This is a genomic window from Enterococcus sp. DIV0802b (genome assembly GCF_050543535.1).
Classification (GTDB): Bacteria; Bacillota; Bacilli; order Lactobacillales; family Enterococcaceae; genus Enterococcus_D; species Enterococcus_D entomosocium.
Genome location: NZ_CP172941.1, coordinates 1,238,929 through 1,257,726, shown reverse-complemented (window position 1 = coordinate 1,257,726; position 18,798 = coordinate 1,238,929). Strand labels below are relative to the sequence as shown.

General features: G+C 41.9%; 21 protein-coding genes and 1 tRNA gene. 5 read left to right on the top strand and 17 right to left on the bottom strand.

Annotated elements, in window-relative coordinates; translation table 11 throughout:
• Nucleotides 1-123: 123 nt before the first annotated feature.
• Nucleotides 124-894: an SDR family oxidoreductase gene (locus IGJ12_RS06085; RefSeq protein ID WP_008381149.1), complete on the top strand. Its 771-nt coding sequence runs from the start codon at nucleotides 124-126 to the stop codon at nucleotides 892-894.
• 98 nt (nucleotides 895-992) lie between these two features.
• On the opposite strand, the gene IGJ12_RS06080 is transcribed toward IGJ12_RS06085, so the two are convergent.
• From IGJ12_RS06080 to IGJ12_RS06060, 5 genes are all read right to left on the bottom strand, one after another.
• Nucleotides 993-1,625 carry a YfbR-like 5'-deoxynucleotidase gene (locus IGJ12_RS06080; protein WP_008381147.1) on the bottom strand — a complete coding sequence of 211 codons (633 nt, stop codon included), beginning with the start codon at nucleotides 1,623-1,625 and terminating at the stop codon, nucleotides 993-995.
• Nucleotides 1,626-1,731: 106 nt separating this feature from the next.
• Entirely contained in the window at nucleotides 1,732-1,932 is a 201-nt protein-coding gene (locus IGJ12_RS06075; protein WP_003126918.1) for a cold-shock protein, read from the bottom strand.
• A 278-nt stretch (nucleotides 1,933-2,210) separates the two neighbouring features.
• Nucleotides 2,211-3,335: a hypothetical protein gene (locus IGJ12_RS06070; protein ID WP_005236938.1), complete on the bottom strand. Its 1,125-nt coding sequence runs from the start codon at nucleotides 3,333-3,335 to the stop codon at nucleotides 2,211-2,213.
• An 83-nt stretch (nucleotides 3,336-3,418) separates the two neighbouring features.
• Nucleotides 3,419-4,138 (bottom strand): ThuA domain-containing protein, encoded by a 720-nt coding sequence (locus IGJ12_RS06065; protein WP_087664339.1) that lies wholly within the window; start codon nucleotides 4,136-4,138, stop codon nucleotides 3,419-3,421.
• A 96-nt stretch (nucleotides 4,139-4,234) separates the two neighbouring features.
• A complete protein-coding gene (locus IGJ12_RS06060) occupies nucleotides 4,235-5,167 on the bottom strand; it encodes a PEP phosphonomutase (RefSeq protein ID WP_087664340.1) in 933 nt (310 codons plus the stop codon).
• 69 nt (nucleotides 5,168-5,236) lie between these two features.
• Between IGJ12_RS06060 and IGJ12_RS06055 the strand changes: the two genes are divergently transcribed.
• Nucleotides 5,237-5,308: transfer RNA gene (locus IGJ12_RS06055), tRNA-Arg, on the top strand.
• A 76-nt stretch (nucleotides 5,309-5,384) separates the two neighbouring features.
• Here IGJ12_RS06055 and IGJ12_RS06050 read toward each other — a convergent pair.
• From IGJ12_RS06050 to sfsA, 11 genes are all read right to left on the bottom strand, one after another.
• Nucleotides 5,385-6,566, bottom strand: coding sequence for a GNAT family N-acetyltransferase (locus IGJ12_RS06050; RefSeq protein WP_087664341.1), 1,182 nt, complete (start codon nucleotides 6,564-6,566; stop codon nucleotides 5,385-5,387).
• 60 nt (nucleotides 6,567-6,626) lie between these two features.
• Entirely contained in the window at nucleotides 6,627-7,040 is a 414-nt protein-coding gene (locus IGJ12_RS06045; RefSeq protein ID WP_087664342.1) for a DUF3284 domain-containing protein, read from the bottom strand.
• On the bottom strand, nucleotides 7,040-7,225 hold the full coding sequence (locus IGJ12_RS06040; protein WP_010749336.1) for a DUF3188 domain-containing protein: 186 nt from the start codon (nucleotides 7,223-7,225) through the stop codon (nucleotides 7,040-7,042). The genes IGJ12_RS06045 and IGJ12_RS06040 overlap by 1 nt, the downstream gene beginning before the upstream one ends.
• A gap of 42 nt (nucleotides 7,226-7,267) precedes the next feature.
• Nucleotides 7,268-7,489 (bottom strand): hypothetical protein, encoded by a 222-nt coding sequence (locus IGJ12_RS06035; protein ID WP_087664343.1) that lies wholly within the window; start codon nucleotides 7,487-7,489, stop codon nucleotides 7,268-7,270.
• An 87-nt stretch (nucleotides 7,490-7,576) separates the two neighbouring features.
• The gene (locus IGJ12_RS06030) at nucleotides 7,577-8,992 is read right to left on the bottom strand and encodes a PTS sugar transporter subunit IIC (RefSeq protein WP_371179804.1); all 1,416 of its coding nucleotides are present in this window, start codon (nucleotides 8,990-8,992) and stop codon (nucleotides 7,577-7,579) included.
• Nucleotides 8,993-9,094: 102 nt separating this feature from the next.
• Complete coding sequence (locus IGJ12_RS06025; RefSeq protein WP_005236949.1) at nucleotides 9,095-9,412, bottom strand: PTS lactose/cellobiose transporter subunit IIA; 318 nt, start codon at nucleotides 9,410-9,412, stop codon at nucleotides 9,095-9,097.
• 38 nt (nucleotides 9,413-9,450) lie between these two features.
• Complete coding sequence (locus tag IGJ12_RS06020; protein ID WP_005229471.1) at nucleotides 9,451-9,768, bottom strand: PTS sugar transporter subunit IIB; 318 nt, start codon at nucleotides 9,766-9,768, stop codon at nucleotides 9,451-9,453.
• A 134-nt stretch (nucleotides 9,769-9,902) separates the two neighbouring features.
• Nucleotides 9,903-12,617: a sigma 54-interacting transcriptional regulator gene (locus IGJ12_RS06015; protein WP_194188049.1), complete on the bottom strand. Its 2,715-nt coding sequence runs from the start codon at nucleotides 12,615-12,617 to the stop codon at nucleotides 9,903-9,905.
• A gap of 66 nt (nucleotides 12,618-12,683) precedes the next feature.
• Nucleotides 12,684-13,958, bottom strand: coding sequence for a DEAD/DEAH box helicase (locus IGJ12_RS06010; RefSeq protein ID WP_016621253.1), 1,275 nt, complete (start codon nucleotides 13,956-13,958; stop codon nucleotides 12,684-12,686).
• A 14-nt stretch (nucleotides 13,959-13,972) separates the two neighbouring features.
• Nucleotides 13,973-14,974, bottom strand: coding sequence for a Gfo/Idh/MocA family protein (locus IGJ12_RS06005; RefSeq protein ID WP_008381134.1), 1,002 nt, complete (start codon nucleotides 14,972-14,974; stop codon nucleotides 13,973-13,975).
• A gap of 18 nt (nucleotides 14,975-14,992) precedes the next feature.
• A complete protein-coding gene (gene sfsA / locus IGJ12_RS06000) occupies nucleotides 14,993-15,718 on the bottom strand; it encodes a DNA/RNA nuclease SfsA (protein WP_430619475.1) in 726 nt (241 codons plus the stop codon).
• Nucleotides 15,719-15,900: 182 nt separating this feature from the next.
• Between sfsA and IGJ12_RS05995 the strand changes: the two genes are divergently transcribed.
• The 3 genes from IGJ12_RS05995 to IGJ12_RS05985 all read left to right on the top strand — a co-directional run bounded on the left by IGJ12_RS05995 (nucleotide 15,901) and on the right by IGJ12_RS05985 (nucleotide 18,200).
• Entirely contained in the window at nucleotides 15,901-16,245 is a 345-nt protein-coding gene (locus tag IGJ12_RS05995; RefSeq protein ID WP_008381130.1) for a DUF4828 domain-containing protein, read from the top strand.
• 214 nt (nucleotides 16,246-16,459) lie between these two features.
• Nucleotides 16,460-16,624 carry a hypothetical protein gene (locus IGJ12_RS05990; protein ID WP_430619474.1) on the top strand — a complete coding sequence of 55 codons (165 nt, stop codon included), beginning with the start codon at nucleotides 16,460-16,462 and terminating at the stop codon, nucleotides 16,622-16,624.
• A gap of 241 nt (nucleotides 16,625-16,865) precedes the next feature.
• Nucleotides 16,866-18,200 (top strand): serine hydrolase, encoded by a 1,335-nt coding sequence (locus IGJ12_RS05985; protein ID WP_016621251.1) that lies wholly within the window; start codon nucleotides 16,866-16,868, stop codon nucleotides 18,198-18,200.
• 57 nt (nucleotides 18,201-18,257) lie between these two features.
• On the opposite strand, the gene IGJ12_RS05980 is transcribed toward IGJ12_RS05985, so the two are convergent.
• Entirely contained in the window at nucleotides 18,258-18,770 is a 513-nt protein-coding gene (locus IGJ12_RS05980; RefSeq protein ID WP_086317016.1) for a GyrI-like domain-containing protein, read from the bottom strand.
• Between the last annotated feature and the right edge of the window lie 28 nt (nucleotides 18,771-18,798).

Below are 18,798 nucleotides of genomic sequence, written 5' to 3'. Positions count from 1 at the left end.
GGTAAAATTAGAAAACCAACCATTGGCGTTTCCTAGCTGAAGAAGTTTGTTGCTGTTCGCTGATCGCTTTTTTCGACAAAAAAAGGGATCTTTTTTATAATTTACTGTAAGGAGGCGAAAAAAATGAATGATTTCAAAAACAAACGAGTGATTGTAACGGGGGCTGCTTCAGGGATTGGAAAAGCGGTGGCAGAACAATTTCTAGCACAGGGCGCACTTGTTGGGTTAATTGATCGCAACGAAGAAGAGCTGCAGGAGTTTCTTGCTGACTATCAAGCACAAGCCCATTATCGAGCTGTTGACGTCACTGAAGCGGATAAGCTGCAAGAAGCAATAAGTGGTCTTGTAGAAGAACTAGGCGGTCTCGATGTACTCCATGTCAATGCCGGCATCAACGGTACCTGGACACCGATCGAAGAGCTGACAGTGGCAGAATGGGATCAGACGATCAACACAAACTTACGTAGTACCTTTATTACCGTCAAAGCAGCCATTCCCTTTATGAAAACGAACGGTGGCAGCATTGTCATTACGAGTTCAGTCAATGGAAACCGCATCTTCAGCAATTTTGGTGCGACTGCTTACAGTACGTCTAAGGCAGGTCAAGTCGCCTTTACAAAAATGGCTGCGCTGGAACTTTCTGGTTATAATATTCGGGTCAATGCCATCTGCCCTGGGGCGATCGCGACGAATATCGATGCCAGCACAGAAATTGAAGAAGAGGTTGCTCGCGTTGAGATCCCCGTCAAATATCCAGAACGTTCTCGACCATTAAAGCAAGAAACAGGCGTGCCAGAACAAGTCGCCAACCTTGTGCTTTTTCTATCTTCAGAGGCTGCCGGCAATATTTCTGGAACGGAAGTCTATATTGATGGAGCAGAATCTTTGCTTTAATCCAACAAAAAAACGAAAAATCAAACCTGATCCCCTCACTTGTTTCATTGAAGCCCTTGAGATGGATCATTTCTTGATTTTTCGTTTTTTCGTTTGGGTTATTTTTCCACCAAAGCCGCGATTTCTTCTAGAAAAGCAGTCTTGCCATAAAAATCTGCATTTAGTAACTCTGGAAAAATGGCTTCAAAGAAATAAGTGACACACGGACGATGCTGAAACTCTTTGACGGTTAAAACGGCCTCTCGAAACATTTCTTTGTATACTTTATCTGGGTTGCTTTTTGAGATCTCTTCAAAAGATTCATACAAAAGATCGATCTTATCCGCAATTGCTAATAGCTGCCCTTCAAGGCTGTTGTCTTTGCCATCCGCTAAGCGTCTGCGATACGTTGCTTGAAAGCTTCCTGGAATTTCTTCTTCGATGAAGGCATCGGTCATTTTTTCTTCAACGGTTGATAACATTGCCCGCAATTCTTTGTTCGCATATTTGACCGGCGTTTTGATATCACCGATGAAACGTTCAGTGTAATCATGATTCAAGGCTTTTTCGTAGAGAATTTGCCAATTGACTTGATTCCCCGCCTTTTCTTCGATATCAGCTAAGGTCTGGGCAATCATCGTTACTCGAAATGAATGAGCAGCTACACTGTGCTCAGTAAACTTAAAAAAACCCGGCGCTCGTTGGATCTTCTCTAAATTAGCCAATCCGAGAATAAATTCATTCAATCCCATAAATGTGCCTCCTTTTTTTAAGAGTATAACAACTCCTTTGTCTGCAAGCAACTATCTCGCGCACAAAAAAAGAGCAGCTAAGCTGCTCTTAAAAGGCATTCACTAATTATGCTTTGTTAACGTTAGTCGCTTGAGGGCCACGTTGTCCGTCTTCGATATCGAAAGTCACTGCTTGACCTTCTTCTAAAGTTTTGAAGCCTTCGCCTTGGATAGCTGAGAAATGAACGAATACATCGTTACCGTTTTCTGCAGTGATGAATCCAAAACCTTTGTCTGAGTTAAACCATTTAACTGTACCTGTTTCCATAATAAAAATCCTCCTTGTGTTTATACACATATTTTGCAATTACTTGTATAAGGTGAAAATGTGGAAGATGTTTAAGATGAAACAAGCTACCATAATTTACCGTAACAAAAACTACACTTTGTATTATAGCACATTATCTTCATTATGACTAATAGAAAATCAAAAAAAATGAAAACGCCTTTATTTTTTTATAATTCGTAAAAAGACTGCTGCATTAAAGATCTGCAACAGCCTTCTCTTTTTTGGAAACGATTTATTGGCTAACGACGCAACTGCGTTTAGTAGCGCAAAATCGCCGTCAAACTTTTTTCTCCAGGGGCATCTTTTTGTTCCAAGATAGATACCTCACCGCCGTTCTCTAAAACATCGATTGCCAGTGTATTTAACACTTGCCGCCGATCGTACTCTGTATCAGGATCTTCTCCAAAACCATCGGCGAGATTTGAGGTAGCCACAAACAGATAGGCGATCCGGCCTTCTTTGGCTGCAGGCACGATATCAACCAATTGGTCAATAAATTTTCGATCCAACAGCTTGCCGTATTCCCCAACTTCTTTTTGTGTCAACTCTGCAATCAACTTATGCGTACACGTTTGGATCTCTTTCAAGGATAACGATGCTGGGGAAGAGGAAATACTTGGTTCTGCTTTGAAAAAGTTCGTTTTTGCCACTTTTTTAAACAGCGTTTGATTTTCTGGTAATGCAAACAGATACATTGGTAAATGCTCTTCATTTGAAAAATCATTCTTGAAAAATGCATCAACTGCTTGGTAGTAGTTGACGTGATCGATCTCGACTTCTTCATCTTTGGCACTAAAGCCGTGATAAGCAACGCCTTCTCCCCCTGAGTTAGGGCCACCTTGAGCACTGTAATTAAAGTTACCACCACCAGTGACTTCTTCCCCCAGCGCTTTTTCAATCGTCGTCGGTGCCTCTTCTGGCAACTCGACTTCACGCACTTGATTGTTTTCAACTTGATAGACTTGCATTGAATCGCGATTCAACGCTAAGAGATAAAATGGGTAATTAAATTGTGCATTTTTGATGACAGCTAATACATAAGGGGTTTCCCCTACGTAATATTGATCATCCACACGAATACTTAACCGATGGACCAGTACCTCTTCTGGGGTAATAATCACCGCCACACTTGTTGTACTGTTGCGCCAAAATGATTGATCTGCAAGCAGTTCATCAATTTTCGTTTGAAAAAGATCCCAAGAATGTTCTGGGTATTTCTTTTCAAAGCGGCGCTTCGCATCTTTGGCAAAGTTCTTAAATTTGATTTGATCCTTTTCGACATTCTGGTGGCCGACATGCGTATTGAGCATGATCGTGACAAATGGTCCTTTGATTCCGTCAGATATTACCTGCGATAAAAAACTTTTTCCAAATTTTCCCATTCCACATTACCTCCTGCTTAATCAAATACAAATAAAGTGTACCATGCTTATTTTCTTCCATAAAGTAAAACGATTGCACGACTTTATTTCCTCATTCGTTTTTCTGATGACTCACTATACCGACTATTCTTCAACGGATCTGTCAATGTGTTTCTGGTGGCCCATAGAAAGCCTCGCTTGGTCCAAGTCTGAATGGTCGGCTCTTTCAGCTCTTTTAGACTGTGTCCAACAGATTGGAAAAAGACTCGGCCCTTGCCCCATTTTTTGATCCACATCATTGGCAGTATGACTTCTTGGTTAGCTGCATTCGGATGATCTTTAGCGGCAAATGTTGAGGTAGCTAACACAGTGACGGCTGGATCAACCAGACAATAGTATTGCTCCGTCGTCAACTGAGGGATCGATTGCGTATTTGCCGTAATATAGTGATTTGTCGTAAGATCGATGCTATAGGTCGTTTCCAAGCCGCCAGGATGTGCCAAAAAACAGCCGCCAGTCAGAAACAACCAGCCTTTACTGGCTTGAAAAGCCGAAGCAAAGCCGCCATGAACTCCTGCTAATCCTAATCCTTCTGCTACAGCCTGAGTGACATTTTTCAGCGGCTCATCAGGTAATTCTCCACGCGTCCAATTAATGATCAACAGATCCAGCCTTTTTAATTCTTCTTTATGATAGAGAGGTTCAAAATCTGAGGCGAGTGTCACCTGATATCCTTCTGACTCCAGCAACGTTTGGTAAAACTGACTGGTTTCTTTTGGGGCGTGTCCTTCCCATCCTCCGTAAATGATCAATGCTTGTTTCATTTTGTGTTTCCTCCTTTCTTTCTAACTTAGCGAAAAAAACGCAAAAAGCGAAGCAGAACGATTCTTCGTTTTCCTTCGCTAGTAATTTTTTCTGATTTAACGATTAATTGAACGCCCGACACGATTGATCGTATGGCGCATGCCTCTAATTGCAACCGATGTTTCGAAAATATTTTCGGTCGGTGCCATGCCGCCATAGCCGGCATCACCGATATGCTGCAGATCGACCCCACAGGTTTTGTTGATAATGGCTAATTGCCGCAACGTTTCTGGACGTGCGCTTTCTTGACTCGTTCCGATCGCTGACATCGTCAATAAGTCATATTGTTTGGCAATTTGAACAGCTTCAATCAGATCCTTTTCTAGAAAGCCTTGAATCGAGCCAACGGAAGGCAGTAACAAAATATCTGCCCCAGCTTCAGCGTAAGAAATGATGGCTTCTCGATCAACCACAGGCTCATCTGAGCCGGCACTGTGCATTTTTCCAGCGATGATCAACCCAGAGAAATGTTCTTTTGCCAATTTTACTGCTTTAGCGATTTCTCGGTTGGTCACACCTGTTCCAGGATTGCCTGTAAAGCATAGAAAGTCCACCCCGAGTTCTTGGGCTTTTTTGATGGTGTCAACCGAACTTGTTCTGCCTTGACTGATGCTGATCTTTTCACTCATCATCTCCGTCGTAGCTGGGATCGGCTCAAGATTGATGCCGACAGGTCGTCCAATCAGTTGTTTTAGTTGAGGAATCGGGTTTTCAATCGGTTGTTTAGGATCAAGCAGCTGCTCCAATGTGATACTAGGCATCCCAAAAATAGCTGGGCGATAACAATCAAACCCATTCAACAAAATTAAGTCAGCCCCAAAAGCTGCCGCGACTTCTGCGTTGGTGATATCGCCAGCTTGCGGCATGGTTTGAACCACCGTTTCACAGACGATTACTCGTCCTTCGCTCGCTTTAATGGATTGTTTCAATTCTTGCGCCGACATTTCTTTGATTTCACTATAGTTTGCACTTATCAATCGTTTGACCATGTTTTTCTTCCTTTCTTTTCCTTCTCATCTTGCGAGAAACACGAATAACAGGTAAAATATAGCTATTGTGTTCCCTTAGTTAAATGGATATAACAAGTCCCTCCTAAGGATTAGTTGCTGGTTCGATTCCGGCAGGGAACGTTTTTTGAAGAAAAAGATTCCTTATTTTTAAGGAATCTTTTTTTGTTGGAAAGTGAATGCGTCTGTGTCGATTGGCTTAGAAATAGTCTTCCAATAGTGGTTTTCCTGTTGGCAAGTTTTCCTGAATCAACACTGCAGCTTCCTGATCCGTTTCCATTTGCTGGAAAAAGACCAGAGAATCGAGGGATTGTGCCTGCAAGAACAGCTGCACAAAACGCTGAATCGACAAGGTTGCTTTTGGCAGCTTGGTGGCCGTCGTTTTCGTGACCTGATGCTGAGCGTTTTCGATTGTCACTTCATAACACCCATTATTCCATGGGGCATATTCATCCCCTTGAATTTCTATGGCAAAACGACCAGCTTTTTTCATCGTAAATGGATAACTTTTTAGAAACCCTTCCACATCGATGACTCGCGCCATCATGTCCGGGCGCACTTGGTAGTGAGCCAATGGTTTGGCCGCGTTTGCTTGTAGGACTTCCCCATCAAACCCTGGTCGATAGTTAATCTGTGCTACTGAATCTGCATGGGAGACGATAAACCGATTAAATCCTTGGTAAGCATTCGCAGTCAAATAGCCCCACTCTTGAATATCGAAACGTCCTCCCTCGATAAAGTAAATCAAGTAGCCTTCAGGGACCCCTGCTTCATTGCGATAAATCGCAAACGTATACGGTCGGCGCAAAACAAACTTGATTTCTTCCCACCAGGGTTGGCGAATCAGTCCGCCCTTTTGATGGCGCGGCAATTGATGATAAATCTCGTGAATGATCGGCTGTGCTTCCTCCCAATTCATGCGTTGAATCGTTCCATTCACTTTCTTGCCATCGGGCCATTGATGCGCATCGACTTCATAAACCGTCCGTTCAAAAGTATACTCATACCCATATCTACGATAAAAAGCAAAGGAGAAAGGTGCCAGATAGGAAAGAACGATTTTTTGTTCATAGCAGTCCTTAATGATTTGTTTCATGATTCGATCGATCCGACCTTGGCTGCGATACTCTGGATACGAAGCCACAAAACCGATCCCTGCCATCGGATAACTCGTTCCATGAAAGTTCACATCAAAAATCGTTACCATGATTTGGCTCGCCAATTTTCCATCCCCATCGTAGGAACCATAATTCCAAGAATTTTCCGCAAGCTTGCGATAGCGCTTGATATTTGTTTCATTCAATTCCCACTGAAAGGCATAAGAAACCAAGTCCAGTACTTCTTGCGAACCGAATTCGGTCATTTTTTTGACATCTGTCATTCCTTCATCTCCTCTACTTGAAAACACGCAAGAAACGCAAAAAAGGCGTCAGTCGACCCCTTAATATGCTTCTTCCATCATACTCAACATTTTTTTAAATTGCTTGCGTTTGAAATATCCTAGAATCGTACCTAAGAGCATGTCATTTAATTGCTGCATGAAGCCATGTGATTTCATGGTTTCCGTATAAATGACTTTGCTACTCTTTCCATCAAGTGGCGTTACTTCATAGCGAGCGACAAATTCATTTTTTGTTGTTTCTGTTTTGAATTGATAAACTTGATTTTCAATGATTTCTTCGATTTCGATCTTCGCACGACTCATAGTAGAAAATTCCTTTACATATTGAAATCCTGCCAGTTGCTTTCTAGAAAGTGTTTTTCCAGTTGCTTTTCGTATGTCAAAGATAACAGAATCCATAATTTGATCGTAAAAGACATTTGCTGGAATCGATAAATCTTTTTCAATTCTCATTAAGACTTCCTCCTATCTGACTCTTCGGCTTTCTTCTTTCCTTTCATGAACAGAAGACTGCCAGAAATAAGCAAGAAAATACCTGTTGTAAAACTGAATATATCTAACTGCTGATTACTTGGATTCATACTGTATAGGACTACGAGTAGACCTATACTACATATAAACAAGCCGTTTTTTATCATTTTCAATCATCCTAACTATTCGTTGATCCACAGAGAACCTACTCAAACACTAACTGCTTGAAAGTATAAAACAGAACCCCAAGGCTGTGCTTTGATCAATTCTTTTGCTTTTTTTGCCGCCGCTTCTGAATCGGAAGCTGTCGTAGTAAAAATAAGTTTAATTCCTTGTTTTTCTTTAAATGTAAAAGAAATTCCATCTTCGTTATATCCTTCAAGTAATTCTTTGATGGCATCTTGCTGCATTGCACTTGCTATTGAAATCATATTCTTTTCCTCCTAAATAATCAATAATAAAAGGAGGAACTGCTTTACTTCAAGCGAAGCCATAGCAGTCCCCCACAATCTACAGGTCTATTCGCCTAGTTTTGGATCAATTTTATTTGCTGAAATAACGAATGGTGCCCATATGAAGAATGTAACGACCATACATACCAACGTTACGATTGGGGCACGCCAGTCAGCTCCTGTTGCCAAGAATGATAGCAACATTGGTGGAACGACCCACGTTACTTGTTGTGAAACAGGTGCTACTAAACCAAAGTACGTTGCTAACCAACCGATTGAAGTGGCTACTAGCGGAGCAATAATGAACGGAATAAACATGATCGCATTCAATACGATTGGCAGACCGAACATTACCGGCTCATTAATATTAAACACACCAGGTCCGATTGACAATTTTGCAACAGTTAGATAATCCGCACGTTTTGATAGGATCAAAATAGCAATCAGCAATACAATTGTACCGCCTGAACCACCAAACCAAGCAAATGAGTCAAAGGATCCGCGTACCCACATATATGCCTTGCCATCTTCGATTGCGGCAAGAACCGCGTTTGTACCGGTTTGTCCTTCATATCCTTTTTGGAAAATATCGATATTGATCAACTGCGCTTGTCCCCAAATACCTTCTAAAACTGGAGCTAGTACGTTTGGACCATGGATTCCGAAGAACCAGAAAATTTGAACAAAAACAGTTACGATCAGTACTGCACCAAGCCCTTGAGACAAGCCTAGGAATGGTTCTGCAATATATTTTTGGACAAGATCAATAATTAATTGTCCATCAGTCAGTTTACCGACAATAAAGTTAATAATAGCAATGACATATAAGGCAATTGTTGCCGGCAAAATCGCAGCGAACGCTTTCGATACTGCTGGCGGTACTGAATCAGGCATTTTGATAGTGATATCAGCTAACATCAATTTACAGAAAATAATAACTGAAATAGCCCCCATGATCATTACGGTAAAATAAGCGTTTCCGTTTAGATGATCGAGTTTCAACCAACCCCATCCACCTGCTGTAATTGCATCTGCTGTTGCAGACCATCCGGAAGTTGCTGACCCAGCATTGATTTCATCCATCAAAGCTGTTGGAACAGCTGTCGCCACAGAAGTGCTGTATGAAAAAGCAATTCCTTGAATCAGTGTCGCTACTCCAACGATCCCACCTGCGAGATCATTCACTCGATAAGCACGAGCCAGATTATATCCCCAAGAAAAGGCAAATACTAAACCAGCAACAGCCAATGTACCATTCCATACGAAGCCATTGATACTAATAATTTCACGAATAACTGGAATGGTACTGGCATCATAACTCGGCCAAAATTGCGGTGGTAAGTCACGAATGATCGCGTTGATCATTACTGCGATCGAACCAGCCATAGTAGCGGGCATTGTTCCAATAAAGGCATCACGTAATGCAACTAAGTGCTTCTGGGCTCCAATTTTTGCAGCTACAGGGAGAATGTACTTCTCCATCCAACTTGTTAATCCATCCATTCTTAATTCCTCCTATAAGTTCTATTCGTCAAAGAAGATTTTTTGATTCATCGACAATAACTACTTCTATCCGTTCAAAGATTATTCGTTATTTAGACGTCGATAGACATCAATGATTTCTTTCGCTAAATCGGTAAATGCGATTGATGTCATTAGGTGATCTTGTGAATGCACGGTCAACAATGTCACGGTCATATGATTGCCTTGCGCTTCTTGTGTCAACAATCCTGTTTGCGAATGATGCGCTTCCACAAGAGATGCTTCAGCATCTTTGATTTTTTGGTCAGCTAATTCGAAGTTCCCTTCTTTTGCTGCCGCGATTGCTTCCATTGCGTCACTTTTTGCATTACCACCATACATGATCAATCCCATAATGGCTTCCAAATTTTGCTCATCCATCTTTAAAAATCCTCCTTACACTTCGATCCTAAAAAATCTTAGTTCATTAATGTTTCTGCTTGTTGCAATACTTTTTCGCCGTTCATCATGCCATAGTCTGCCATGTTGATCACGTCCAAAGGAATGCCTTTTGGTGCTAATTTTTGTTCAAATTGTGATTTCATGAAACGTACTTGTGGTCCTAACAATAGAACATCGACTGGTTTTGACTCCAAATGTTGGTCGGCTTCTGAAGCTGAAACAGCAAAGATATCTGCTTCCATTCCTTTAGCTTCGGCTGCTTTTTGCATTTTTGTCACCAATAGACTGGTACTCATTCCTGCTGAACAAACCAGCATAATCGTTTTTTTCGCCATCGCGCATCTGCTCCTTTCTGTTGTAAGTTACACTTTACTATAAAGCAAAAAGCGTGCCAAAAAAAAATAAGTTCAGACCTTTATTTATCAATGGTCTGAACCAATTTCTCGTTTACACACTAGCAGTTTTTTCATTACACACTAAAATTGTGTGCGGATTCATCATAATTTTTGATTTTGTTTTCTAAAAACATTTGGGTTAAATAGGCGATCTCATCTTCAGAAAATTTGATTTGATAATTTTTTTCAATTTGTAATAAATGGGTTCGTAAAACATCCATTTCAATTCGGTACCGTTTTTGGAAAGTAGCTAAGTTGACGAAAGTACGGGAAGGCTCCTTCTTCAATAAACTTTCTACCAAAAAGGCTAAATGAATGACTAATCCTGCATCGACGGTTGGTTCTACAATCACATGCAATTGATTTTGAATCTGATGAACGATTCGTTGCAGGCTTTCGATCAGATGATAGACGGACCCAACATGAGTTATCGTATTTTCCAATGAACGCACGATCTTTTCGATCGGCACTTCATCTGAAGCGATTCGTTTTAGCACATTCAAGCGATTGTCATCAAAAACATCATAGGCGGAGAAAAACGGAATGTTTTGATAATCGATCTCGACGGTGCCAGCAATGGCTTTGATCTCATATTCTTCTAGCAAGCCGTCAATATGTTTTTTGAAGGTTTCTTTTTCAATAAACTGCATTTGGATGATCTCGACTTTTGACTGATCAACGACGGGATAAATTCGTTGATAAAGTTTGGCAGCGACACCTTCCCCAGTAAAGCAAGTAACGATGACTGCCTTTTTATTTCCTTTTGCTTCACGAACCGTACGGAACTGTTCTTGTACGATGGTTTCAAAAGAACGCTGAATGTTTTGGTAGACGTCTTCTAAACTGCGCCCACTCTCTGCCATCCGCAAGGCTTCTAAAACAATCATCGTACTGACCATCGAAATAGCTTTCGTACGAATCCCCGTCTCTTCGGAAATCAAATTCGCAAAGGAATTGAGGGAGCCCATATCGGTTAAAAGCAATAAGCCATTGCTCATCTTCTCTTTGTTTTCATTGATATAATTCAACAGCTGGTCATACATTTGCCCGACTTCCATATCCAAAGACATATTCATTGCCTTGCCATGGTCGGTCTCCAGCAGCTCTTGGGCTGTCTCCAACATACTGCTGGCAGTTGCCTTGCCATGCATCAAGACAATGATCTCGATTTTTTCAAGGGGCAAAGGCGAAGGTTGTTTGACTTGAATCGCTAAAAACATACTGATAAAGCCAATTTCATCAAATGGGATCTCGACATGACGTTCCTCTTCAATGATCGTCGATAAATCCATTGCCACTTGAAATTCGGATTTTAAGTTTTTTCTAATTGTGTTCAAATCCGGATGAACGATCATATGTCCCTCTTTAACACGTTCCAGCGTACTTTGCAAATGCAACGCAAAGGCAAAACGGGCTTTTTCACTATAAGTTCGATCTAACCTCTGACCTGCCAAGTCATAAAGAACATTGGTCAGTTTCCAAATGTCTTCTGGAATCAACTCTTTATGAACAGGGTTTTGGATCAATTCTTCGACATATTTTTCAAAGTAGGCATCCACATCCTTAGAGATCAAGTTTTCTAAGTCAACATTGGCTACACCGGTTTCAATCAGTGTGCTGACTTTTTCTTCGATCTCATTGTACACCTGCATATTCCGTTGCGGATCACGAGACCAGACAACATCTGGGTCGCCGGGTTCGAAACTCAGAAAGTCGCCTTTGCCATCTAAAAACCGATCCAAGCGTTCTGACATTTCTTTGATCTTCAACAGCCCTTTTTGAACTTGCAGTGAGCAATCGCCTTTTCGAATCAGGAGGTGTTTTTTCCCATAGGTCCGATAATGTAAGAATGCCTTCGCACAGACGAGTTTCAGGTCTCGCTTGATTTGACCGATGTTGCCTTCTGCATCATAGAGCATAAAGGCCAATATCGCATCTCGCTCGACATCGATCCGCTGATTTAGACGGGTCGCCTCTTGCTTGATAAACAAGGAAATGATTTCATACCGTTCATCTAGCGAACGACTTTCCACATTTGGCAAAGTAATAGCCATGGGAATTCGCCGATTGAAGGTCGTCAAAAAGGTTTCTGATGATTCAGTGGTGGCACCAATGATCTGCACGGCGGCTTCATGAACTTGGTTGCTTTCCCCTAATGGGCGGTAGATCCCTTTGTCAATGAAGGTAAAGAGCATTTCTTGGCCTTCTGGCGGCAGTCGATGGATCTCATCCAAGAACAATATGCCGCCATCGGCTTTTGCCATAAGTCCTGGACTATCTTCTGCAGCACCTGTGTAGGCCCCTTTTTTGATGCCAAAGATGTGACCAAACAACAACTGCGGATTTTGTGCATAATCCGCACAATTAAACGATACGAAAGGAGCATCTTTTTCTAACATATTTGATTCAACCGCAAAGTGATACATACATTCGGCAAATAGGGATTTACCGGTACCTGTCTCTCCAAAAATAATGGTATGGAGTCCTCTAGGCGGATATAAAATTGCTGCTTTGGCTTGCTGGATACTTACTTTTAAAGAAGCTTGAACCCCAACAAGACTTTCAAAACTCACTTCAGAGGAAACATCCACATGCACCGTTTCTTCTAATGGCTCATAAACGACCGGACGGCCGGAACGTTTGCCGATTTTCTTTTCTTTATAAAGCTCACTGAGATAACGGCTTGCATTGCTGCGATCGATTTGTAAGATTTTAGCGACGTCAACTGCGGTCAACCCTTGCTTATGCAGTTCGATCGTTTGAAAAATCTCTTCTTTTCGCGAATTCATTCGATAGCCTCCTCATTTTTTTACACACTAATAATAAACAACGTTAATGGTAACACAAAAAGACGCTCAATGGCGTCTTTTTCCTTTGTCTTTTTGCTTTTTCGTCTTTTTCTTGGTCTTTTTAACAGGAGTGTGTAATTTTTCAGATGTTTTCTTGGAAATTTTCTGCACACTTACTATTTTCGTTTCTTTCTTGCTTTCCTTTTCGATAACAGGTGCTTCTGTGTGTAATTGTCCCCCATGCAGATAGACTTCCTTGAGTTCTATGGACAATTGATTCGCGATTTTTTTCAAATCCTTCAACGAATGGTCTTGAACGATCGTGACGACGGTTCCTTCTTTGCCCATTCGTCCAACACGTCCTGCCCGGTGCAGATAGGATTCTTTTTCTAACGGGACTTCCGTATTGATGACATAAGGCAAATCCACCACATCTAAGCCGCGAGAGGCGACATCGGTCGTCAATAATTCTACTAGTTTTCCTTGACGGAAGCTCTCCAGTGCGCCTTTTCGGGCAAGTTTGTTTTGGTCAGATGCTAATGATGCCACCGGCAAGCCGTGAAACAGCAGTTTTTCTTCTGCATTTCCCATTGCGCTTAATTCATTGAAGAAAACCAAGGCTTGAAAGCTTGGTAAATGAGCAAAGCGCCTTAAAGCATCCACGATTCGTCGTTGCGGATAATTCAAATAGTAGTGATGGATCACGCCTTTGCTCTGATCTTCTTGGGTAACATCAATGATCAGCGGCTCTTTTGTCACCAATGGTCGAATCTCATCAATCACTTCGTTAGCGGTTGCTGAAAAGAAACTACGCTGGATTTGTTTTGGCAATGTTTGATTGATCTTGGCAGCCAGTGTGAAGGCCCCTTCTTTCAATAATTGGTCAACCTCATCTAATACCAACGATTGCAACTGCTGGGTCTTGATTTTTTTTGCTTTGATCAATTCTAACACTCGGCCTGGGGTGCCAATCAAGACCTCGGGCTTGTCTTTCAGTTTTTCCACTTGGCGTTTTGTACTTGCGCCACCAATTAGGGGCAGAACGGTCAAACCAATGGCTTGGGCCCATTCCCGGGCCACTTCTGTGACTTGCATCGCTAATTCTTGTGAAGAAGTCAAAATCAACAACTGATTGCCTTGCTTTACCTCGACTTTTGTTAACAGTGGCAAGAGGTACGCCAATGTTTTACCAGAACCGGTCGGTGAGACTCCAATGACAGACTCACCATCTTTTAAAGGGCCAAAGGTTTTCTCTTGGATCAAGGACGGTGCGTGATACCCTGCCGCTTGCCATTTTTCCTGCCAGATGTCTGGCAATTGTGTCAATTCAAATACTGTCATAAATGTTCCATTCCTTATTTTTTATCTGCATCAAAAATGATGCCTGCTTGTTTACGCATAAGAGCGATGGTTTCATTGACACTGCGAGCAAGTTCCACCCATTCCTCATACCGTTGTCCTTGTTGGGGATCATTTTTGTTTTCGATGATGTCTGCAAAGTCTTGTGCTTCTTCGATCATCGGGTTTTCTAAAGCACTTACTGCTAATGCCTGGGTTTGTTTTGTTTTTCGCTCATAAAACGCGGCTTCTTCGATGGCATTGACGGCATTTAGGTCTAATGTACCGTCTTCAAAATAGATTTCTGAACGCAACTCTGAATCAGCGATTTTTCCTGTTTGGATTGTGACATCAAAGTCAGCATAGCGCAACACTGCGGTCCCGATACCATCTACACCAGTCGGTAATTTACGAGCAAAATAATGAACATCTTGCGGTTTGCCAAACCAAGCGACCGCCGCATAAATCGGATAGACGCCCAAATCCGCTAAGGCACCGCCAGAAAAATGTGGAGAAAAAATATTTGGTTCCTCCCCAGCTAGTACAGCGTCATAACGAGACGAATATTTCATATAAGAAAAGTTTGCCCCAAGAATGGCACCGCGTGTCGGTAAGAATTCGGCTACAGTAGAAAAACTTGCTTCATGGATGTTGCGAGCTGCTTCAAAAAATAATACCTGTTGCTGATTTGCCAATTCGATGATCTCCGCCATTTCCTCAGGCGTTGAAAAGGCTGGCTTCTCCACAATGACATTTTTTCCTGCTAAAATACCTTGCTTGGCTTGTTCAAAGTGCAAACTATTCGGAGACGCGATGTAGACCGTGTCCATATGAGCTAAGCCAAAAAAAGTGTCCAGATCGGTCGCATACTCGATGTCCCCATATTTTTCTCCAAAACGTTGTGCCGTTGCTAACTTTCTTGAGTATACGGCAACCAATTGATAGCGTTTGGTTTCGTGGGCTGCTTGTACAAATTGATCGGTGATCCAATTTGTGCCGATAATCCCTAAATGAATCATGTTTTTTCCTTCTTTCTTCTATAGATTAGGGTCGTCAAAGACGACATTCAAATCAAAAGGGATCGGTTCTTTGACCGTGATCATCCCTTGGTTTACTTGGCAATTATAGGCAAACACTTCGACACCCTTGCTTTGCGCTTCAGCGATTTTAGTGGCCAGATCCGGTTGCATCTGTCGATGGATCGTGGCGATTTGCACCGCTTCAAATTGGATCATAAACAAAACCGCCGCGTAATAGCCAGCTTCTCTGGCATGGATCAATTCATTGACGTGTTTCAAGCCACGAATGGTTGGTGCATCTGGAAAAGCACCGACTTGCTTGTTTTCAAGGGTCATTCCCTTGATTTCTAAAAAGCCTTTTTCTTGTTCATCTGTTTCAAAATAAAGGTCGAATTTTGATGTCCCATAGACAACTTCCCTTCGCAAAAGCGCGATTCTCCCTTTGATATTTGGCAACTGGATCGTGCCATCCAAGAGGCCTTCATAGCCTAAACGATTCGGTACTTGACTATCGATATTGATCCATTGGTCTTGTTTCTTGACTGAGATCAAGTCGTAATTGGTTTTGCGTTTCGGATTGTCCCAATATTGCAGGGTAACAAGCGCACCTTTGTGCAAGAGCTCTTTTCCTCGTTCGGTATTTTTTACATGGACGATTACTTCTTGACCGTCAACGAGACATCGGGCAATGAACCGGTTGTCTCGCACGAGAAACGTGGCTAAAAGGGTATTCGGATAATTCATTTTCTCACCTGCTCTTTTGAATCATAGCATATATTGATAAAAACTTCTAAACTTCAAACTAAAGTACCATGCTTTTTTACCTTCTCATGGTATACTTATGGCAATTATTTTCTAGTGCGAAAAAGTGGACACCTGTCCACAAGGCACAACTTGATGAATCGTAAATGATAGGACGTGTATAAATGAAGAAAAGGTCTATTTTGATTGGTTTATCTCTTGCAACGGGCGTGGTCAGCTCCTTGCTGTTGCGAAAAGAAAAACAAAAAAATGAGAATCGCCAGAATTTCATTGGTAATTGGCGTTTTACTTCCAAGACAAAAGAAGATGTCACGATAGAAATAGCCAATGATTATTCGTTGACCATCGAAGGCAAGCCTTTGACTGCTTCCATCGTTGAATTGACTCCGATGCGGTTAGTTTTACTGGACACATTTGGCTATCATTTAGTTCTTGAACAAAAAGGCTCCGTCATTACTTTATATGATGAAGCAGAAGATTGCCACTATTCTTTGACAAAAATCATCTAAAATCGCTGAGAAAGCCAAGTTCATGTTTTCTTCACATTTTCTTCGGTCAATTCTCAGACTTTTTATCAGCATTTCTTGGCAATCCATGCTATCATTAACTTAACAAGTGGTTGAACAAGGTGTTCCGTTGAGTGATGTTTGATCGTTCATAGATTAAGGTGTAGGTTCGATTCCTACCTTCCACATTTATTTTAAATAGAAAGAAGGGATTTTTATGTTAACGACCTTTATTTCACTCTTTTCCATCTTTGCTTTAGCTGCATTGTTAGCTGGGACATTCTTTTTAGCAAAATTGGCTATGCAACAAGAAACGAAGGCGGTGAAAGTTCCCGTCAGAGTCCAAAACCAAAACCCGAGAATCTATTCCAATCGTCGCTAAGTGAATCAGTTTGACCCTATGTCAATTCACAAAAACTTGCCTTCTATTTTATAGGAAGGTAAGTTTTTTTGTTAGCTATTATTTACAGTAACCAACCTTAGTCACGTAACGTCTCAGTTTGTCTACTGAGGGATCGGTCTTACGCAATTAAATGCTAAGTTTTCTCTTAGAGTATTGCAACGGTGGATACTCTTTGTTAAAATTTTTGCTTAGATACAACTTTAAAGGAGCTACTACATATATGCAGAAAATAACCAAGTTCGGGTATTCCATCGTTGCTGCTTTGGCAATCCTCTTTGCTGCTGCCGGCTTACCCGTCGTTTCGTATGCTGATGATACAGCTATGAGCGCCGAAGAGATCCAAGATTTTTCAGTCGATGCAAAAGCCGCTTACTCCATTGATTTTGACACAGGCAAAGTGTTGTATGATCAAGATGGTGAGACCGCCATGGGCATCGCCTCCATCACCAAGATCATCAGTCTCTACCTTGTAGCTGAGCAAGTAGAGCAAGGAACCATCGCTTGGGATGATCCTGTCCCTATTTCAGATTATGCCGCGAATCTCAGCGTGTCGCCAAACTTATCGAATGTCCCTTTGCATCAAGACGTTACCTATACAGTAAAAGATTTGTATGATGCCAGTTATATCCAATCTGCAAATGCTGCAATCGTAGCGCTCGCGGAGCTGATTGCTGGGTCTGAAAGTGCCTTTGTTGATCAAATGCAAGAAAAAGTGCAATCATGGGGCATTACCGATGCAAAGATCGTTAATGCTTCTGGCTTGAACAATACTTATTTAGGGGACAATATCTATCCCGGGTCAACTTCCACTGACGAAAACGAACTATCCGCAAAAGATGTCGCCCTGATTGCTCGCCATTTGCTGCAAGACTTTCCAGACGTTTTAGAAGTAACAAGTCTTTCCACCAAACAATTTGGCGAAGGTTCCTATTCGCCTGTCGAGATGGTCAATTGGAACTGGATGCTTCCAGGCTTTACGAATACTAAAGATGGGGTTGACGGTCTTAAGACTGGTACGACAGATATGGCAGGCGCCTGCTTTGTCGGAACCGCCGTCAAGGATGGTCAACGAATTATCACCGTCGTGCTAAACGTCAATGGTCATGCGGAAAATCCAAGCGTACGTTTTATCGAAACAGGTCGGTTGATGGACTACTCCTTCGATGCTTGGGAACAAGTAGAAATTCTACCAGAAAATGCACAGTTAGAAGATACACAGACGGTGGCAGTCAAAGATGGGAAAGAATTGAGTGTTCCCGTTGCCTTAAATCAAGGTTTGACCTTATGGGTACGTGGAGATATGGATGCAACAGCCTTTGAAACAACCATTGACTTTAATGAGCATTATCGTGATTCTGCCCTGCAAGCGCCATTGACTGAGGGCACAGAAGTCGGTACTGTAAGTGCTTCGATTCCAGCTGATACGCTTGGTTATATTGATGCTTCTGATCATGACGAAACTGCAGGATTGGTCACAACACAAACGGTAGAAAAAGCCAACATCTTTGTTCGTGCTTGGCGCGGTGTGTCTACCTTTTTCGAGAATCTTTTTTAATCCAAACCAAAGAAAAAATCTGTCCTGAGCAAAGATTGCTTCTCGGACAGATTTTTTTTATTCTACCGTTTCCACCGTTGCTGCTGCCAAAGGCTCAACAGGGAAAAACAATTCAACTTCCCCTTCTTTAAAATGAGGAAGATATCTTTCTTGGATCGCTGCTGACAAGTGGACGTTATTTTCTGGTAAAACTTCGATCAACATTTTTTCAGTCATCATGGTCAAGTTTTTTTCATCCGTTTTTACAACGAGATAGGTCATTGCGGGCATTTCCCAACGAACCCAACCGACGGGAGGAAAATTTTCTGTATGGACTTGAACGCCTGCCAAATAACGGCCGGTTTCTTGCCAAGGCTCTAACCAATTAGTGCCATCACTCATTAAGCCCCAAAATTCCAGTTCTTCTGCCTTTTGATCGCTCACTAGAAATTCGATCTCTTCAAAATCCTTTGTTGCAAGTTCCCATAGCGCTGGTACCCAAGAAGCTCCTTCTTCCGCTAATCCCTTGCCTTCTTTTCCGATCACATAAAAAGCGGGCCGTTCAACGCGAATCACTTCACCTAATTGCATGTTCCTTCCTCCTTCTTTTCTTCATTTT

What these genes read in the sequence shown, in the direction of transcription:
- IGJ12_RS06085 (WP_008381149.1), top strand. Translation starts at nt 124, where the DNA reads ATGAATGATTTCAAAAACAAACGAGTGATTGTAACGGGGGCTGCTTCA.
- IGJ12_RS06080 (WP_008381147.1), bottom strand. Translation starts at nt 1,625, where the DNA reads ATGGGATTGAATGAATTTATTCTCGGATTGGCTAATTTAGAGAAGATC.
- IGJ12_RS06075 (WP_003126918.1), bottom strand. Translation starts at nt 1,932, where the DNA reads ATGGAAACAGGTACAGTTAAATGGTTTAACTCAGACAAAGGTTTTGGA.
- IGJ12_RS06070 (WP_005236938.1), bottom strand. Translation starts at nt 3,335, where the DNA reads ATGGGAAAATTTGGAAAAAGTTTTTTATCGCAGGTAATATCTGACGGA.
- IGJ12_RS06065 (WP_087664339.1), bottom strand. Translation starts at nt 4,138, where the DNA reads ATGAAACAAGCATTGATCATTTACGGAGGATGGGAAGGACACGCCCCA.
- IGJ12_RS06060 (WP_087664340.1), bottom strand. Translation starts at nt 5,167, where the DNA reads ATGGTCAAACGATTGATAAGTGCAAACTATAGTGAAATCAAAGAAATG.
- IGJ12_RS06050 (WP_087664341.1), bottom strand. Translation starts at nt 6,566, where the DNA reads ATGACAGATGTCAAAAAAATGACCGAATTCGGTTCGCAAGAAGTACTG.
- IGJ12_RS06045 (WP_087664342.1), bottom strand. Translation starts at nt 7,040, where the DNA reads ATGAGAATTGAAAAAGATTTATCGATTCCAGCAAATGTCTTTTACGAT.
- IGJ12_RS06040 (WP_010749336.1), bottom strand. Translation starts at nt 7,225, where the DNA reads ATGATAAAAAACGGCTTGTTTATATGTAGTATAGGTCTACTCGTAGTC.
- IGJ12_RS06035 (WP_087664343.1), bottom strand. Translation starts at nt 7,489, where the DNA reads ATGATTTCAATAGCAAGTGCAATGCAGCAAGATGCCATCAAAGAATTA.
- IGJ12_RS06030 (WP_371179804.1), bottom strand. Translation starts at nt 8,992, where the DNA reads ATGGAGAAGTACATTCTCCCTGTAGCTGCAAAAATTGGAGCCCAGAAG.
- IGJ12_RS06025 (WP_005236949.1), bottom strand. Translation starts at nt 9,412, where the DNA reads ATGGATGAGCAAAATTTGGAAGCCATTATGGGATTGATCATGTATGGT.
- IGJ12_RS06020 (WP_005229471.1), bottom strand. Translation starts at nt 9,768, where the DNA reads ATGGCGAAAAAAACGATTATGCTGGTTTGTTCAGCAGGAATGAGTACC.
- IGJ12_RS06015 (WP_194188049.1), bottom strand. Translation starts at nt 12,617, where the DNA reads ATGAATTCGCGAAAAGAAGAGATTTTTCAAACGATCGAACTGCATAAG.
- IGJ12_RS06010 (WP_016621253.1), bottom strand. Translation starts at nt 13,958, where the DNA reads ATGACAGTATTTGAATTGACACAATTGCCAGACATCTGGCAGGAAAAA.
- IGJ12_RS06005 (WP_008381134.1), bottom strand. Translation starts at nt 14,974, where the DNA reads ATGATTCATTTAGGGATTATCGGCACAAATTGGATCACCGATCAATTT.
- sfsA (WP_430619475.1), bottom strand. Translation starts at nt 15,718, where the DNA reads ATGAATTATCCGAATACCCTTTTAGCCACGTTTCTCGTGCGAGACAAC.
- IGJ12_RS05995 (WP_008381130.1), top strand. Translation starts at nt 15,901, where the DNA reads ATGAAGAAAAGGTCTATTTTGATTGGTTTATCTCTTGCAACGGGCGTG.
- IGJ12_RS05990 (WP_430619474.1), top strand. Translation starts at nt 16,460, where the DNA reads ATGTTAACGACCTTTATTTCACTCTTTTCCATCTTTGCTTTAGCTGCA.
- IGJ12_RS05985 (WP_016621251.1), top strand. Translation starts at nt 16,866, where the DNA reads ATGCAGAAAATAACCAAGTTCGGGTATTCCATCGTTGCTGCTTTGGCA.
- IGJ12_RS05980 (WP_086317016.1), bottom strand. Translation starts at nt 18,770, where the DNA reads ATGCAATTAGGTGAAGTGATTCGCGTTGAACGGCCCGCTTTTTATGTG.